The organism is Streptomyces griseocarneus (genome assembly GCF_014655595.1).
GTDB lineage: Bacteria > Actinomycetota > Actinomycetes > Streptomycetales > Streptomycetaceae > Streptomyces > Streptomyces griseocarneus.
In genome coordinates, this window is sequence record NZ_BNBL01000003.1 from 210834 (window position 1) to 226751 (window position 15918).

Below are 15918 nucleotides of genomic sequence, written 5' to 3' on the forward strand. Positions count from 1 at the left end.
GCCGTCACTCAGGGTTGTCTGCGAGTGATTTCGCCGCCCGGACGCAGTGGGCGAGGGCCGCACGGGCATATGCGGGCGAAGCGCCCGCGAGCCCGCACTGCGGGGTGACCACCACGGACTCGGCGAGAGTCCCCGGCGACAGCCCCAGCCTGCGCCACAGCGTCCTGACACCCATGACGCTACCGGCAGGGTCTGACAATGGGCCGTCCACGCCGGGCACCACGCCCGCGAACAGCGTGGTGCCGGCCTCGACCGTCTCGCCGATCGCGTCGTCCTCACGCTCGGTGAGCAGCGAGAAATCGAACGAGACGCCGGTGACGCCGGCGCGCCGCAGCAGTGCGAACGGCACGCCGGGGGCGCACGAATGCACGACGACGCCGGTGCCCGCGCCCTCCCGCGCCACCGCCACCAGGTCCCTGAACGCGCCCTCCACCACGGCCCGGTCCACCGCCCGGTACGTGCGGTAGCCGCTGGCGGAGCGCACCTGGCCGCGCAGCACGGCGGGCAGGGAGGGCTCGTCCAGCTGCAGCACGACGTGCGCCCCCGGCACCCGGCGGCGCACCTCCGCGAGGTGGGACCGCAGCCCCTCGGCGAGGGAGGCCGCAAGGTCGCGGCAGGCCCCGGCGTCGCTCAGCGCCGCCTCGCCGCCGCGCAGCTCGAGCGCGGCCGCCAGGGTCCACGGGCCGACGGCCGAGACCTTGAGCGGGCCCTCGTAGCCCTGGGTGAACTCCTCGAGCGCGTCCAGGTCCTCGCCCAGCCAGGAGCGGGCGCGGCGGGTGTCGCGCCCGGGCCGGTCGCTGATGCGCCAGCCGCTGGGCTCCACATGGGCGAAGACCTCCACCAGCATCCCGGCCGTCCGGCCGATCATGTCCGCGCCGGGCCCGCGCGCGGGCAGCTCCGGAAGGTGCGGCAGCGCCTCCAGGGATCCGGTGACGGTCTTCGCGGCCTCCCGGGCGTCCGTCCCCGGCATCGAACCGACGCCGGTCGCGGTGCCGGCACCCCACATGGCCTTGTTCTTCTCGCTCACCCAGGAAGGGTACGCAACCGGGCGCCCGGGGATCAGCCTCCGGAGTGTCCCGGGCGCACGGTCAGGTCGTGGATCTCCGCGTCGCGCGGCAGGTCGAGCGCGAGCAGCACGGTCGTGGCGACGGACCGGGGGTCGATCCACTTGTCCGGGGTGTACTCGTTGCCCTCCTGGCGCTGCACGTCCGCCTGCATGGGCGTGGCCACGCGGCCGGGGTAGACGCTGGTGACGCGGACGCCGTTGGTGTGCTCCTCGTCGCGCAGGGAGTCGGCCAGGGCCTTGAGCCCGTGCTTGCTCGCGGCATACGCGCCCCACCCGCCGCGCGCGTTCAGCCCCGCGCCGGAGTTGAGGAAGACCACGTGGCCGCGGGACAGGCGCAGCTGGGGCAGCATCAGGCGGGTGAGCTCCGCCGGGGTGACCAGGTTGACGGCGAGGGTGCGGTTCCAGGTCTTCGGGGTGAGCTCGCCGACGGGGCCGAGGTCGGAGACGCCGGCGATGTGCAGCAGCGAGTCGAGCCGGTCGGGCACGTTCTGGTGGCTGAGCGCCCAGGAGAGGCGGTCGGGGTTGGCGAGGTCGGCCACGAGCGTGTGGGCCCCGGGGAACCGGGCGGCCAGCTCCTTGGCCCGGCCCGCGTCGCGCGCCACGAGCCACAGTTCGTCGCCGCGCTCGTGCAGCCGCCGGGCGACCGCCTCGCCGATGCCCGAGCCGGAACCGGTGATCAGATGTGTTGCCATGCCCCCCAGCTTGCCCTAATGCGGGCCGACGGGCCCCGGCCGGACGCTATGGACTGGTTTCGGCCGTCTCTGATCAGGTTCCGGGCTCGGTTAGGTCGCGAGTCCGTCACGGTGTTACCGGCGGTATGGCGGACCGTGGACGGGTTGCCTAGCGTGACGGACTCGTCGAAGGCGCCGGTCCCGGTGCCGTTCGACGTCTCCTGTCGCCCACCGAGAGCAGCCACTGTGAAGCTTCGTATCGTCCGTACCGCCGTCGCCTTCGGAATCGCCGCCATCACCCTCAGCGGAGCGAGCGGCTGCAGCGGCGGGTCGGGCGGGCCGGAGTCTTCCTCCGGCTCGGAGGAGACGTCCGTCAAGAGCGCGGCGGGTGTCGACGACGCCCGTGACGCCCGGAAGGACGTCGAGATCTCCGAGTGCGCGTACGCGGACAAGAAGGGCGTCACGGCCAAGGTGAGCGTCACCAACGCCAGCGCGTCGTCGACCTTCAACTACGACGTCACCGTGAAGCTCACGGCCCCCGACGGCACGGCGCTGACCGACCAGAAGGCGTCCTTCCTCCTCGTCCGCCCCGGCCGCATGGACACCGCCGACGTCGCGGCCCCCCATGCCGGCAAGGCGGGCGCCTCCGCCGGCGGCGCCAAGTGCGAGGTCGCCAAGGTGGAGCGCGGCACCGGCTGAGCCCCGTCGGACATGCCGTCCAATGACCTGATTTCGGCGACCCCCCGCCCCATTTCAGGACCAGTTGTGTCGCGGCCGTGTCACAGAAATCGCAAGGCCACGCTGGGATTTGGCGCCATGTAAGAACGTTGTTAGCGTGACGTGCGCTCGTCAATGCAGCAACAACTTCAAGCCACTTCATCGGGGGAGTTCTCAGCGTGAAGCTTCGTCATGTCCGCGCGGCCGCCATCTTCGGTATCTGCGTCGTCGCCCTGACCGGAGCCCGTGGGCACCACGGCGGCAGCTGCTTCGGCGGTTCCAGCCACAGCAGCGGCTCGTCGTCCTCCGGCGGCTCCTCCACCACCACGGGCGGCAGCACGACCGGGGGCGACTCCTCCGGCGGCTCGTTCGGCGGTGGCACCACGAGCGGGGGCACGACGACCTCCGGTGGCACCACCACCTCCGGCACGTCGGGCGACTCCACCACCTCGGGCGGTACGACCACGGTCGGCGGCAGCGGCGGCAGCAACAGCGCCATGCGCGACATCAAGATACGCAGCTGCGAGTACACCGACCGCCTCGGCATCACCGCGAAGATCGAGGCCACCAACAGCAGCGCCACGCTGAAGTACGACTACCGCCTCACGGTGAAGTTCTACGGCCCGGACCGCGAGCTGCTGGGCACCCGCAACCCGTCCATCCCGTTCGTCTCCCCCGGCAAGACGGACACGCTCGACGTCTCCCAGCCGTTCGTCCCGAAGGCGGGCACGTCGGGCACGGTCCGCTGCGAGGTCTCGAGCGTGACGCGGACCCCGCGGACCTGAGCCGTCAGACGGTGCGGGCCGCGCCCGCCGTGGCCCGCACCGTCGACGCGATCGTCGCCGAGCCCACCACGCGCGTGCCGTCGTAGAGGACGATCGCCTGGCCCGGGGCCACGCCCCGGACCGGCTCGGCGAAGGAGACCCTGAGCTCCTCCCCCACCGGCTCCGCCGTCACCTCGCACTCGCCGCCGTGCGCGCGCAGCTGGGCGGTGTAGGTGCCGGGGCCCTGCGGGGCCGCGCCGCACCAGCGGGGCCTGATCGCCGTCAGGGCCGTCACGTCCAGGGCCTCCACCGGGCCCACCGTCACCGTGTTGTTCACCGGGGAGATGTCCAGGACGTAGCGCGGCTTGCCGTCCGGGGCCGGGTGGCCGATGCGCAGGCCCTTGCGCTGGCCGATGGTGAAGCCGTACGCGCCCTCGTGCGTGCCCAGCTTGGCGCCGGACTCGTCGACGATGTCGCCCTCGGCCCTGCCCAGGCGCTTCGCCAGGAAGCCCTGGGTGTCGCCGTCGGCGATGAAGCAGATGTCGTGGCTGTCGGGCTTCTTCGCGACCGCCAGGCCCCGGCGCTCCGCCTCCGCGCGGATCTCGTCCTTCGTGGTGATCGTGTCGCCCAGCGGGAACATCGCATGGGCCAGCTGCCGCTCGTCCAGGACGCCGAGCACGTAGCTCTGGTCCTTGGCCATGTCGCTGGCACGGTGCAGCTCGCGCGTGCCGTCCTCGTTGAGCACGACGGTGGCGTAGTGGCCCGTGCACACCGCGTCGAAGCCCAGGGCGAGGGCCTTGTCCAGCAGCGCCGCAAACTTGATCTTCTCGTTGCAGCGCAGGCAGGGGTTCGGGGTGCGCCCGGCCTCGTACTCGGCGACGAAGTCCTCGACCACGTCCTCGCGGAAGCGCTCGGCGAGGTCCCAGCAGTAGAAGGGGATGCCGATGACGTCCGCGGCGCGGCGGGCGTCGCGCGAGTCCTCGATCGTGCAGCAGCCGCGCGCGCCCGTGCGGAAGGACTGCGGGTTCGCGGACAGCGCCAGATGCACGCCGGTCACGTCGTGGCCCGCCTCGACGGCGCGGGCCGCGGCGACGGCGGAGTCGACGCCGCCGGACATGGCGGCGAGGACGCGGAGCCCCTTGCGGGGGGCCTGGGGGTCGGGTGCACCGGGGAAGTCAGTCATAGCCCTACCAGGGTACGGGTCGCCGGAACGGCCCCCGGGCCCCCTCAGCTCAGCCCCGCCGTCCTCGCCCGCTCCACCACCGGGCCGATGGCCCCGACGACCGCGGCGACGTCCGCCTCCGTCGACGTGTGCCCCAGAGAGAACCGCAGCGTCCCCCGCGCCAGGTCCGGGTCCGTCCCCGTCGCCAGCACGACGTGGCTGGGCTGGGCGACGCCGGCCGTACAGGCCGAGCCGGTCGAGCACTCGATGCCCTGGGCGTCCAGCAGCAGCAGGAGGGAGTCGCCCTCGCAGCCGGGGAAGGAGAAGTGGGCGTTGGCCGGCAGCCGGCCCGCAGGGTCCGGGTCGCCGCCGAGGACGGCGTCCGGCACGGCCGCCCGTACGCCCTCGACCAGGCGGTCCCGCAGCGTCCCGACCTCGCGCGCGAAGTCCTCGCGCCGTTCGGCGGCCAGCGTGCCCGCGACCGCGAAGGCGGCGACGGCGGGCACGTCCAGCGTCCCGGAGCGCACGTGCCGCTCCTGGCCGCCGCCGTGCAGCAGCGGTACGGGCGCGTACTGCCGTCCCAGCAGCAGCGCGCCGATGCCGTACGGGCCGCCCACCTTGTGACCGCTGACGGTCATCGCGGCGAGCCCCGAGGCGGCGAAGTCCACGTCCAGCTGGCCGAAGGCCTGGACCGCGTCCGAGTGCAGGGGCACGTCGAATTCGGCGGCGACGGCCGCCAGTTCCCGCACCGGCATGACGGTGCCGATCTCGTTGTTGGCCCACATCACCGTGGCGAGGGCGACGTCGCCGGGCTCACGGGCTATCGCCTCGCGCAGCGCGTCGGGGTGCACCCGGCCGTAGGAGTCGACCGGCAGGTACTCGACGGTCGCGCCCTCGTGGGTGGCCAGCCAGTCGACGGCGTCGAGCACGGCGTGGTGCTCCACCGGGCTGGCCAGGACGCGGGTGCGGGCCGGATCGGCGGCGCGGCGCGCCCAGAACAGGCCCTTGACGGCCAGATTGTCGGCTTCGGTGCCGCCCGCGGTGAAGACCACCTCGCTGGGCCGCGCACCGAGCGAGGCGGCGAGCGACTCGCGCGCCTCCTCGACGGTACGGCGGGCTCGGCGCCCGGCGGCGTGCAGCGAGGAGGCGTTTCCGGCGAGGGACAGCTGGGCGGTCATCGCCTGGACCGCCTCCGGAAGCATCGGGGTGGTGGCGGCGTGGTCGAGGTAGGCCATGGTGGGCTCGATTCTACGAGCCCGGGGCCGCCCCGTGACCGCCGCCGCCGTACCGCTCCGCCACGGCCGCCGCCACCCGGGCCAGGTCCTCGCGCACCGACCCCGGCGTCAGCACCTCCACGTCCGCCCCGAAGGGCAGCAGCGCCCGGGCATCCCGGACGTCGGTGAGCGCGAGCTCCACGGTGGCCGGGTCCCCCTCGCCCGGCGGGCCGGCCAGCTGCGGGCCGAGGATGCGCAGGAACATGTCCAGGCGGGAGCGCCGCACCGTGGCCGTGACCAGGACCTCGGCCGGCCGCTGCTCGACCTCCCGGCGCAGCGTCTCCCAGGCGTCCGCCAGCTCCACGCCCGCCCTGCGGCGTACGGGCTCGTCGGTGACGGTGACGGCGGCCACCCGGTCGGCGCGGAAGAGCCGGGGCTTCCCGCGCCGGTCGGCGACCAGGTACCAGACGCCGGCCTTGGCCACGAGTCCGTAGGGGTCGACGGTGTACGTCCTCGGGCGCGTCTCGCCGCCGTGGCGGTAGCGCAGCCGCAGCCGTCGCTCGGCGAAGACGGCCGTGTGCAGGTCGCCGAGGTCGACGGCCGGGCCGGGGGTGGCCATCCAGCGGACCGGGTCGACCAGGATGCGGCGGCTGGTGGCCTCGGCGGCGGGGCGGTGCGGGGCCGGCAGCGCGGCCATGACCTTGCGCAGGGCGGAGCCGATCGCCCCCTCGAGACCGAGGGCGGAGTGGGTGCCCTGGGCGGCGAGGACGAACAGGGCGCGGGCCTCGTCGGAGGTGAGCCCGGTGACGTCCGTGCGGAAGCCGGGCAGCAGCGCGATGCCGCCGTGCCGGCCGCGCTCGGCGTAGACGGGCACGCCGGAGGCGGAGAGCGAGTCGACGTCGCGGTAGATGGTGCGTACGGAGACTTCCAGGCGCTTGGCGAGTTCGGCGGCGGGCACCCGGGTGCGGGTCTGGAGCAGCAGGAGTATCGACAGCAGGCGGTCGGATTTCACGCCGCCCAGCATGCCGTCCGGCGCGCTGTTCAAGATCACGGGAAAGCACATCGCCGGAAAACATGACGGCAGGTGTCAGCTTATGCGCGGAAGCTCTGTCCTGGCCGGGTCGCCCCGGCCGGATTCGACCGCCTCGGACAGGGAGCAGCCCGTGAACGCCATCGACACCGCCTTCGACCCCCGCCCCCTCCTCGACCGTGCCACCGCCCAGCTGTCGGCGCTGGTCCACGCCGTGCCGGCGGACCGGCTCGGCGACCCCACGCCGTGTGCGGAGTTCGACGTCCGCGCCCTGCTCGCGCACCTGGTGCTGGGCGCGCACGACGGGGCGGCGATCGGCGAGACCGGTGACGTGGTGTGGGGGCGGCCGCCGACGGACATCGCGGACGACGGCTGGGGGCGCGCGTACGACGAGGCGCGGGCGCACCTGGCGGCCGGGTGGGCGGACGACGCGACGCTGGAGCGGGTGGTGGACCTGCCGTGGGGGAAGCTCCCGGGCCGGGCCTACCTCACCTCGGGGATGGTGCTGGAGACCGTCACGCACACGTGGGACCTGTCCGAGGCGCTCGGGCACCCGCTGCCGCTGGACCAGGAACTCGCGGAGCCCGTCCTGGGCTGGGCGCGGCAGTTCCTGCCGGCCGAGCGGCGGGGCGAGGGCGTGCCGTTCGAGCCGGTGCGTCCGGCGCCCGAGGGGGCGGACGCGTACACCCGGCTGGCGGCCTGGCTGGGGCGGCCGGTGCGCTAGCGGAAACGATACGCCCGGGCGTTACCCGGCGGCGGGGTCCTCGGTGGCCGCGCTGCGCCGGTGCCAGGCGCGCGGTGCCCGCCAGTTGTAGCGCATGGCCAGCAGGCGCAGGACGAACGCGGTCGCGGCGGAGAGCATGCTGGTGGAGACGTTGAGCGCGTCGTAGCGGATGAGCAGTGCGGCCATGGTGGCGCCCACCATGGCCGGCACGGCGTACAGGTCGCGGTCCCAGCGCAGCAGCGAGGGCACCTCGTGGGCGAGGACGTCGCGCAGCACGCCGCCGCCGACGGCGGTGGCGAGCCCGAGGGTCGCGGCGAAGGTGAGGCCGAGCCCGTACGTGTAGGCCTTGACGGTGCCCGCGACGCAGAAGAGCCCGAGGCCGGCGGCGTCGAAGACGTTCACGGCCTTGGTGATCCGCTCGACCTCGGGGTGGAGGAAGAAGACGAACACGGTGGCGACCAGCGGGGTGAGGAAGTACCCGAGGTCGGTGAAGGCGGCCGGCGGTACGGCTCCGATGATCAGGTCCCGGATCAGCCCGCCGCCCAGGGCCGTGACCTCCGCCAGCACCGCCATGCCGAAGACGTCGAAGTTCTTGCGGACGGCGAGCAGCGCGCCCGAGATGGCGAAGACGAAGATCCCGGCGAGGTCGAGCGAGTGCTGGACGGAGGGGCTGAACAGATCGGAGAGCACCCGACATTCTTACTCGTCGCGGGCGGTGTCCCTGACAAGCCGGTCCGGGCGGCCAGAGGACACCCCCCTCGGACACGCCCTAGCGCTCCGGCGGCAGCGCGGGCCGGTCGCGGCTGGAGAGCCAGGTGCCGAAGAGAGCGCCCAGGTCCTTGCCGGAGACGGCCTCGGCGAGGCCGATGAACTGGGCGGTGCGGACGTTGCCGTGCCGGTGCAGCTTGGTCCACTTCGGCAGCAGCCGGAAGAATGCCTTGTCGCCGATGCGCTCGCGCAGCATCTGCAGGGTCATCGCGCCCCGGAAGTAGACGGCGCGCGAGAGCATGGTGTCGCGCTGCGGATCGGCGAGGTCGATCTTCCAGAAGGGGTCCTGGGGCTTGCGCAGGTTGTAGGCCTCGAGGAAGGACCGGTGGGTGCTCTTGCGACCCTTGTACTCGTCCCACAGCCATTCGGCGTAGGTGGCGAAGCCCTCGTTGAGCCACACGTCCTTCCACCGCTCGACCGAGACGGAGTTGCCGAACCACTGGTGGGCGACCTCGTGGACGACCGTGGACTCGTCGCGGACGGCCGAGTAGACGGGCTTGGTCTGGGTCTCCAGCGAGAAGCCGGCCTCGGGCATGTCGTCGACGATCGCGCCGGTCTCCTCGAAGGGGTAGGGGCCGAAGACCTGCGACCAGTGGTCCGTGGCCTCGGCGGTCAGGCCGTAGAAGTCGAGCTGCCCGGTGGCCAGGGCGGGGTCGGTGGCGACGTAGATGGGGATGCCGCCGGGCGTCCTGCCCTTCTTGACGTCGAACTTCCCGATGGTGGCGGTGGCGAGGTAGGGGGCCATGGGCCGGGTTTCGCGCCAGTGGGCGACGGTGGTGGCGCCGCGGTCGTGGGTGGCCAGGAGCCGGCCGTTCGAGACGGCGGTCAGGCCCTTGGGGGCCCTGATCCGGATGTCGAAGGTCGCCTTGTCGGAGGGGTGGTCGCTGGAGGGGAACCAGGTGGAGGCCGCGTTGGGCTCGCAGGCCACGAAGGCACCGTCCCGGGTTCTCATCCACCCGTACTTGGAGCCGAAGACGATGGGGCCGGAGAGCGGGCGGGGGGTGCCGCCGTAGGCGACGGTGGTGGTGAAGGCGTGGCCCTTGGGCACCGGGAGCATCGGGTGGATCTTCAGCTCGGGGCCCTCCTGGGTGAAGGCGGCGGGCAGGCCGTTCACCTCGACCGATCCGACCTTGAGCTGCTGCAGGTCCAGGTGGAAGGAGGTCAGGCCGCGGGTGGCCCGCGCGGTGAGGGTCGCCCGGCCGTCGAGGCGGCCGCTGTCCGGGGCGTAGCGGACGTCGAGGTCGTAGTGGCGGACGTCGAAGCCGCCGTTGCCCAGGCCCGGGAAGTAGGGGTCGCCGATGCCCGCTGCGCCGGGGCCGAGCGGGTGGTCGCCGGGGCGGGGGACGGAGGCGGGGCCGGCGGCTATCGCGCCGGCGGTCGCCGCCGCCGTGGCGAGGGCGAGGAGCTTCACCGGCCCTCGCCGGCGCATCGCGTCCCGGCCGGGCAGGCGCCGGCGTAGGGAGTCCCGGCTGGGCAGATGCCGGCGTATCGAGTCCCGGCCGGGCAGACGCCGGCGTATCGAGCGGGAGAGTGCCATGAGCCGTCCCTTCGACCGCGCGATTCCCGCGTGCGGCGGCCGCGCCGACTCCGCACCCTCCCCTCTCCCCACGGGCTCACGCCTGCCCTCAGCCTGACATGACTCTCAGGTGACCGCACCTCGCGCTCCGGAGTCACTGCCGTCCTCGGGGTGGTGGCAGGCGACCGCGTGCCCCGGCCGGAGCGTCAGCAGCGGCGGTTCCTCGCGTGCGCAGACCTCGGTCGCCTTCCAGCAGCGGGTGTGGAAGCGGCACCCGGACGGCGGCGAGATCGGCGAGGGCACGTCGCCCTTGAGGAGGATGCGTTCCCTGCGGGCGCGCCGGGCGGGGTCCGGCACCGGCACGGCGGACAGCAGGGCCCTGGTGTACGGGTGCAGGGGCGCGGTGTAGAGCGGGGAGCGGTCGGCGAGCTCGACGATCTTGCCCAGGTACATCACCGCGATGCGGTCCGAGACGTGCCGGATGACCGACAGGTCGTGGGCGATGATGACGTACGTCAGCCCCAGCTCCTCCTGGAGGTCGTCCAGCAGGTTGACCACCTGGGCCTGGATGGAGACGTCCAGCGCGGAGACGGGCTCGTCCGCGACCACCAGCTTCGGCTTGAGGGCCAGGGCGCGGGCGATGCCGATGCGCTGGCGCTGGCCGCCGGAGAACTCGTGCGGATAGCGGTTGTAGTGCTCGGGGTTGAGGCCCACCAGCCCCAGCAGCCTCTGCACCTCCTTCTTCACCCCGCCCTCGGGCGTGATGCCCTGGAGGCGGAACGGCGCGCCGACGATCGTGCCGACGGTGTGCCGGGGGTTCAGCGAGGAGTACGGGTCCTGGAAGATCATCTGGACGTCGCGGCGCATCGGGCGCATCCCGGCGACGCCGAGGTGGGTGATGTCGCGCCCCTCGAACTCGATGCGCCCGGCGGTGGGTTCGAGCAGCCGGGTGATCAGCCGGCCCATGGTCGACTTGCCGCAGCCGGACTCGCCGACGACGCCCAGGGTCTCCCCCGGCCGGACGTCGAAGGTCAGGCCGTCGACGGCCTGCACCGCGCCCGACTGGCGGCGCAGCAGGCCCTTGGTGATCGGGAAGTGCTTGACCAGGCCCTCGACCTTCAGCAGGGGCGCGGCCGGCTCCGGCGACGCGGAGGGCTGCCCGGGAATCGTCATCTCGTGGCCCTTCACAGCTTCGGCGCGATCTCTTCGGTCCAGATCCGCGCCCGTTCCTCGTGCGTCATGTGGCAGGCGGCGTGGTGCCGGTCGGTGCCCGGCACCGGGGCGAGCTCCGGCCGCTCGCTGCGGGTGATCCCGTCGGCGGGCACGTCGGCGTAGGGGCAGCGCGGGCTGAAGGCGCAGCCGGGAGGCACGTTGATCAGGCTGGGCGGCGAGCCCTTGACGGGGATCAGCCGCTCGGTCTGCTCGCGGTCGATGCGCGGCATGGAGCCCAGCAGGCCCCAGGTGTAGGGGTGCTGGGGCCGGCGGAAGACCTGCTCGGCGGGGCCGCGCTCGACGCAGCGGCCGCCGTACATCACCAGGATGTCGTCGGCGAGCTCGGCGACCACGCCCAGGTCGTGGGTGATGATGATGACGGCGGAGCCGAACTCCTGCTGCAGGTCGCGGATGAGGTCGAGGATCTGCGCCTGGACGGTGACGTCCAGGGCGGTGGTGGGCTCGTCCGCGATGAGCAGCTCGGGGTTGTTGACCAGCGCCATCGCGATCATCGCGCGCTGGCGCATGCCGCCGGAGAACTGGTGGGGGTAGTCGTCGGCCCGCCGGTCGGGCTGCGGGATGCCGACGCGGTCCAGCAGCTCGACCGCGCGCTTGCGGGCGGTCTTCTTGTCGACGTCGTGGTGGACGCGGTAGGCCTCGACGATCTGGGCGCCGACGGTGAAGTAGGGGTGCATGGCCGACAGCGGGTCCTGGAAGATCATCGCCATCTCGCGGCCGCGCAGCCGCCGCACCTCGTCGGGGTCGGCGCTCATCAGCTCCTTGCCGTCCAGCCAGATCTCGCCGCTGATCCTCGCCCGGCGGCGGCCGTACTGGCCGACGGTGTGCAGGCCCATGATGCCCAGTGAGGTGACGGACTTCCCGGAGCCCGACTCGCCGACGATGCCGAGGGTGCGGCCCTTGTCCAGCCGGAAGGAGAGCCCGTCGACGCTCCTGACCAGGCCGTCGTCGGTGGGGAAGTGGATGCGCAGGTCGCGCACCTCGAGGAACGCGGCCGGCGGCTGCCCGGGGGCGGGGGCGGGTGCGGTCGTCACGAGAGCCTCACTCGGGGGTCGATCACGGCGTACAGGAGGTCCACCACGAGGTTGGCGAGGACGACCGCGGCGGCGGCGATGAGCGTCACGCCGAGGATCAGCGGCAGGTCGCGGTCGCCGATCGCCTTCACGGCCGCCTGGCCGAGGCCGGGCAGGTTGAAGGTGGTCTCGGTGAGGATCGCGCCGCCGACGAGGGCGCCGAGGTCCATGCCGAGGATGGTCAGCACGGGCGTCATGGTGGAGCGCATGGCGTGCTTGCCGATGACGACCGGCTCGCGCAGCCCCTTGGCGCGGGCGGTGCGGATGTAGTCCTCGCCGAGGATCTCCAGCATGGTGGCCCGGGTGAGGCGGGCGTACATGGCCGCGTAGAGGAAGGCGAGGGTGATCCAGGGCAGGACGAGGCCGCTGAACCACTCCCCCGGGCTCTCGGCGAAGTCGACGTACTCGCCGTCCAGCCAGCCCAGTCCGTAGGAGAAGACCGCGAGCGAGAGCAGGCCGGTGAAGTAGATCGGCAGCGAGACGCCGGCGAGGGCCACGGTCATGGCCGCTCGGTCCCACAGGCTGCCCCGCTTGAGCGCGGAGACGACGCCCGTGATCACTCCGCCCAGCAGCCACAGCACGCAGGCGCCGGCGGCGAGCGAGAGCGTCACCGGCAGCCGGTCCTTGAGCACCGGCCAGATGTCCTGCTCGGTGCGGAAGGAGTAGCCGAAGCAGGGCACGTCGCAGTGCACCGAGGTGCCGCCGCCGGAGTAGTCGCGGCCGGAGACGATGCCGGAGACGAAGTGCCAGAACTGGACGAGGACCGGGTCACCGAGCCCCAGCTTCTGCCGGATGCCCTCGATGGTCTCCGGGTCCGCCTGCTTGCCGACGTACAGCAGGGCCGGGTCGGACCCGGTGAGCTTGGGGATGGCGAAGAAGATGCCGAAGGTCACCAGCGTGACCACCAGCAGCATCACGATGACGGCGAACAGCCGCCTGACGATGTATGCGAACACTGCGGTCGGCCCGGCGGCGGCCCCGGGAACCGTGACGGTCCCCGGAGCCGCCGCGCGCGGCCCTCACCTGCCCTTCGGGGCCTGGCGGCGGGTGTGCCGGCTGAGCGGACGGACGGTCACTTGGCGACGCCCAGGGAGGCGTAGTCGTAGCGGCCGTTGTAGGCGTCTGAGGTGTAGACGTTGGTCAGCCGGGAGCTGCGCCAGATGATGTTCTTCTCGAAGACGAAGGGCAGGTACCAGCCGCCCTCGGTGACCTTCTTGTTGGCCTCCTGGAAGATCTTCCCGGCCTTGACCGGGTCGGTCTCCGCGATGGCCTGGTCGTAGAGCTTGTTGATCCCGGGGTCGTTGATCTCCCCGTAGTTGTTGTTGCCGCTGTCGAGGATGAACCGGCCGTCCGTCAGGGGCTGCAGGAAGCCCTGGCCGCTGGGGAAGTCGGCGCCCCAGCCCATGATGATGATGCCGTAGCCCTTGGCCTTGACGTTCTTGGGAGCGCCGATGATGCCGGTGGTCTGGGCGCCGTCGTACTGGTCGATGTCGGTCTGGATGCCGACCTTCTTCAGCGCCGCCTGCATCGACTCGGCGGTGGCGATCTCCGGCGGCTTGTTGTTGCGGACGGCGATGGTGGTCTTGAAGCCCTCCGGCTTGCCGCAGGCCTTCAGCTCCTCCTTGGCCTTGGCGATGTCGGGCTTGCCCTGCTTGAGCTGGAAGGGGTCGTAGCCCGGGTCGTAGCCCTCGACGGACGGCGGGATCATGCCGGTGGCGATGTCGCCGCCCGCGTCGGGGCCGCCGCGCGCGGTCTGCAGCGAGGTGTGGTCGGCGGCGTAGATCACCGCCTTGCGGCAGTGCTCGTTGTCGAAGGGCGCCACGGTCCTGGGGAAGACGGCGTAGCGGATGAAGCCGGTCTGGGGGTTGTCGACGTTCGCCTTGGCCGACTGCAGCGCCTTCTGGCGGCCGGCCGAGCCCATGCCGGTGGCGTTGATGTCGACGTCGTAGTCGCCGGCGATCAGGCGGTTGTCCATGTCGTCGGCGTTGGTGGAGAGCTTGACCGTGATCTTGTCGGGCAGCGCCTTGCGGACGGGGTCGGACTCCCGCTTCCACTTCTCGTTGCGCACCAGCTCCAGGCCCTTGTTGGGGGTGTACGACACCCAGCGGTAGGGGCCGCTGGAGAACGGCTTCTGCCCGTACTTCTCCGCGGTGTCCTTGTCCGGGCGCACGGGGGCGGCCGCGGGCAGGGCCAGCATCTGGGGGAAGTCGCCGTTGGCCTTGGGCAGCTTGAAGACGATGGTTTTGTCGTCCGGAGTCTCGATCGCCTTCAGCCCGAGCCTGTCCGGGCTCTCGTCCTTGTACGGGCCCTTGTAGGTCTTGTCGGGGTCGAGGGCCTGCATGAGCCACAGCGGGCCGCCGGAGATCTTGTCCTGCGCCCAGGTGCGCTCGATGCCGTACTTGATGTGCTTCGAGGTGATCGGCTGGCCGTCCTCCCAGGTCAGGCCGTCCCTCAGGGTGAACGTGTACGTCTTCTTGTCCGCCGAGACCTTCCCGGTGTCGGTGGCCATGTCGGGGACGACGGTGCGGCTCTCCTTGCCGGGCGCCGCCTTGGGGGTGACCAGCGTGCGGGTGTAGAAGCGGGCGAAGTCCCACATGAAGCCGTAGTAGCCGCGCTGCGGGTCCCAGGAGTCGGCGTCCTGGGTGCCGATGAACCGCAGCTCGCCGCCCTTCTTGTCGGAGGCGCTGGCCACCTTGTCGATGCCGGCGTTGAATCCCGGGGCCTTGCCGCCGTGCTTGCCGTCCTTGCCGCCACCGCCGCCGCAGGCCGTGGTGCCGACGAGGGCCGCGACCACGAGGGCCGCCCCCGCGACGGTTGCGCGCCGGGGATTTCTCTGGGTTGCCAAGATGTCGCGACCTCCGTGATTGTCGCCGCCCCGGAAGGGCCGGCGGTGTTCGGGAACGGCCTCTGACGGGACGACAGGGGCGGGTGTACGACCGGAAGCGGGCGGTGGTGCGGCTAGCGCGAGCCCTTCGGGTCCAGCGCGTCGCGCACGCCGTCGCCGAAGAGGTTGAACGCCAGCACGGTGACGAAGATGGCCACACCCGGGATGATCATGAACATCGGGTCGGCCTCGTAGGTCGTGACGGCCTTGGAGAGCATCTGCCCCCAGGAGGCGGTCGGCGGCTTGACCCCCGCGCCCAGGAAGCTCAGCGCGGCCTCGGTGAGCACGTTGGTCGGGATCATCAGGGTGGTGTAGACGGTGATGGGCGCGACCAGGTTGGGCAGCAGCTCGCGGAAGAGGATGTAGCCGCGGCCCGCGCCCAGGCTGCGCGCCGCCTCCACGTACTCCCGCTCCCGCAGCGAGAGCGTCTGGCCGCGCACGATGCGCCCCACGTACGGCCAGCCGAAGAAGCCGATCACGGCGATCAGCACGGCCATCCGCACGCCCGAACCCTGCAGCCCCCACAGCGAGTTGGGCACCACCGACACCAGGGCGATGATGAACAGCAGCTGGGGGAAGGCGAGCAGCAGGTCCATCACCCGGCTGACGACGGCGTCGACCCAGCCGCCGAAGTAGCCGGCGACGATCCCGAACACCGTGCCGAGCACCACGGCGACGACCGCCGAGAGGAAGGCCACGAGCAGCGAGACGCGGGCGCCGTAGACGACCCGGCTGAAGACGTCGCGGCCGTTGCCCGGCTCGACGCCGAAGAGGAAGTCCGAACTGATGCCTCCCCAGGACCCCTTGGGGGTGCTGAAGAACGGATCAATCGTTTCTTCATGGAATTCGTTCGGCGGATGGCCCAGCAGCCCGACGATCAGCGGGGCGAAGGCCGCGACCAGGACGAGCAGCAGGACGACGACCCCGCCGGCCAGCGCCACCTTGTCGCGTTTGAGGCGGATCCAGGCGATGCGCCAGGGGGAGCGCCCCTCGATGGCCTTGCCGGGCACGTCGGTGGCGACATCGACGGCGGCGGCCCCTGCCGCGCCCGTATCGTGCAGTGGTGCCGTCATGTCTGGTGGACCCCTCTCGGCCGGAT

At 72.2% G+C, this 15918-nt stretch carries 15 protein-coding genes; 3 read left to right on the top strand and 12 right to left on the bottom strand.

Annotated elements, in window-relative coordinates; genetic code table 11:
- Positions 1-4: 4 nt before the first annotated feature.
- Positions 5-1006, bottom strand: coding sequence for a methionine synthase (locus tag IE295_RS09675; protein ID WP_263453460.1), 1002 nt, complete (start codon positions 1004-1006; stop codon positions 5-7).
- A 53-nt stretch (positions 1007-1059) separates the two neighbouring features.
- Entirely contained in the window at positions 1060-1758 is a 699-nt protein-coding gene (locus IE295_RS09680; RefSeq protein ID WP_190063142.1) for an SDR family oxidoreductase, read from the bottom strand.
- A 225-nt stretch (positions 1759-1983) separates the two neighbouring features.
- On the opposite strand from IE295_RS09680, the gene IE295_RS09685 reads away from it, so the two are divergent.
- Complete coding sequence (locus IE295_RS09685) at positions 1984-2436, top strand: hypothetical protein (RefSeq protein WP_190063143.1); 453 nt, start codon at positions 1984-1986, stop codon at positions 2434-2436.
- 197 nt (positions 2437-2633) lie between these two features.
- Positions 2634-3239 (top strand): hypothetical protein, encoded by a 606-nt coding sequence (locus IE295_RS09690; protein WP_190063144.1) that lies wholly within the window; start codon positions 2634-2636, stop codon positions 3237-3239.
- A gap of 4 nt (positions 3240-3243) precedes the next feature.
- Here IE295_RS09690 and mnmA read toward each other — a convergent pair whose 3' ends face one another.
- From mnmA to IE295_RS09705, 3 genes are read right to left on the bottom strand one after another with little or no spacing between them, the layout of a single operon-like run.
- Entirely contained in the window at positions 3244-4401 is a 1158-nt protein-coding gene (gene mnmA, locus IE295_RS09695; RefSeq protein ID WP_190063145.1) for a tRNA 2-thiouridine(34) synthase MnmA, read from the bottom strand.
- A 44-nt stretch (positions 4402-4445) separates the two neighbouring features.
- Positions 4446-5615 (bottom strand): cysteine desulfurase family protein, encoded by a 1170-nt coding sequence (locus IE295_RS09700; RefSeq protein WP_190063146.1) that lies wholly within the window; start codon positions 5613-5615, stop codon positions 4446-4448.
- 13 nt (positions 5616-5628) lie between these two features.
- Complete coding sequence (locus IE295_RS09705; RefSeq protein WP_190063455.1) at positions 5629-6606, bottom strand: helix-turn-helix transcriptional regulator; 978 nt, start codon at positions 6604-6606, stop codon at positions 5629-5631.
- A 151-nt stretch (positions 6607-6757) separates the two neighbouring features.
- Between IE295_RS09705 and IE295_RS09710 the strand changes: the two genes are divergently transcribed.
- Positions 6758-7348, top strand: coding sequence for a TIGR03086 family metal-binding protein (locus tag IE295_RS09710; protein ID WP_308013108.1), 591 nt, complete (start codon positions 6758-6760; stop codon positions 7346-7348).
- A 21-nt stretch (positions 7349-7369) separates the two neighbouring features.
- Here the strand turns inward: IE295_RS09710 and IE295_RS09715 are convergent, their stop codons facing one another.
- The 7 genes from IE295_RS09715 to IE295_RS09745 all read right to left on the bottom strand — a co-directional run bounded on the left by IE295_RS09715 (position 7370) and on the right by IE295_RS09745 (position 15892).
- On the bottom strand, positions 7370-8038 hold the full coding sequence (locus tag IE295_RS09715; protein ID WP_190063148.1) for a trimeric intracellular cation channel family protein: 669 nt from the start codon (positions 8036-8038) through the stop codon (positions 7370-7372).
- Between the two features lie 79 nt (positions 8039-8117).
- Positions 8118-9545, bottom strand: a complete 1428-nt coding sequence (locus IE295_RS09720) for a M1 family metallopeptidase (protein ID WP_190063456.1) — start codon at positions 9543-9545, stop codon at positions 8118-8120.
- A gap of 213 nt (positions 9546-9758) precedes the next feature.
- Positions 9759-10805, bottom strand: coding sequence for an ABC transporter ATP-binding protein (locus IE295_RS09725; RefSeq protein ID WP_190063149.1), 1047 nt, complete (start codon positions 10803-10805; stop codon positions 9759-9761).
- Between the two features lie 11 nt (positions 10806-10816).
- Complete coding sequence (locus tag IE295_RS09730; protein ID WP_190063150.1) at positions 10817-11896, bottom strand: ABC transporter ATP-binding protein; 1080 nt, start codon at positions 11894-11896, stop codon at positions 10817-10819.
- Positions 11893-12891 (bottom strand): ABC transporter permease, encoded by a 999-nt coding sequence (locus IE295_RS09735; protein WP_190063151.1) that lies wholly within the window; start codon positions 12889-12891, stop codon positions 11893-11895. Before IE295_RS09735 ends, IE295_RS09730 begins: the two co-directional genes overlap by 4 nt.
- Positions 12892-13007: 116 nt before the next feature.
- On the bottom strand, positions 13008-14780 hold the full coding sequence (locus tag IE295_RS09740; protein WP_224323062.1) for an ABC transporter substrate-binding protein: 1773 nt from the start codon (positions 14778-14780) through the stop codon (positions 13008-13010).
- A gap of 113 nt (positions 14781-14893) precedes the next feature.
- Positions 14894-15892: an ABC transporter permease gene (locus IE295_RS09745; RefSeq protein WP_190063152.1), complete on the bottom strand. Its 999-nt coding sequence runs from the start codon at positions 15890-15892 to the stop codon at positions 14894-14896.
- Positions 15893-15918: the final 26 nt, after the last annotated feature.

Excerpts from the sequence above, each read along its gene's own strand:
- IE295_RS09675 (WP_263453460.1), bottom strand. The coding sequence starts at position 1,006 with ATGTGGGGTGCCGGCACCGCGACCGGCGTCGGTTCGATGCCGGGGACG.
- IE295_RS09680 (WP_190063142.1), bottom strand. The coding sequence starts at position 1,758 with ATGGCAACACATCTGATCACCGGTTCCGGCTCGGGCATCGGCGAGGCG.
- mnmA (WP_190063145.1), bottom strand. The coding sequence starts at position 4,401 with ATGACTGACTTCCCCGGTGCACCCGACCCCCAGGCCCCCCGCAAGGGG.
- IE295_RS09700 (WP_190063146.1), bottom strand. The coding sequence starts at position 5,615 with ATGGCCTACCTCGACCACGCCGCCACCACCCCGATGCTTCCGGAGGCG.
- IE295_RS09720 (WP_190063456.1), bottom strand. The coding sequence starts at position 9,545 with ATGCGCCGGCGAGGGCCGGTGAAGCTCCTCGCCCTCGCCACGGCGGCG.
- IE295_RS09725 (WP_190063149.1), bottom strand. The coding sequence starts at position 10,805 with ATGACGATTCCCGGGCAGCCCTCCGCGTCGCCGGAGCCGGCCGCGCCC.
- IE295_RS09745 (WP_190063152.1), bottom strand. The coding sequence starts at position 15,892 with ATGACGGCACCACTGCACGATACGGGCGCGGCAGGGGCCGCCGCCGTC.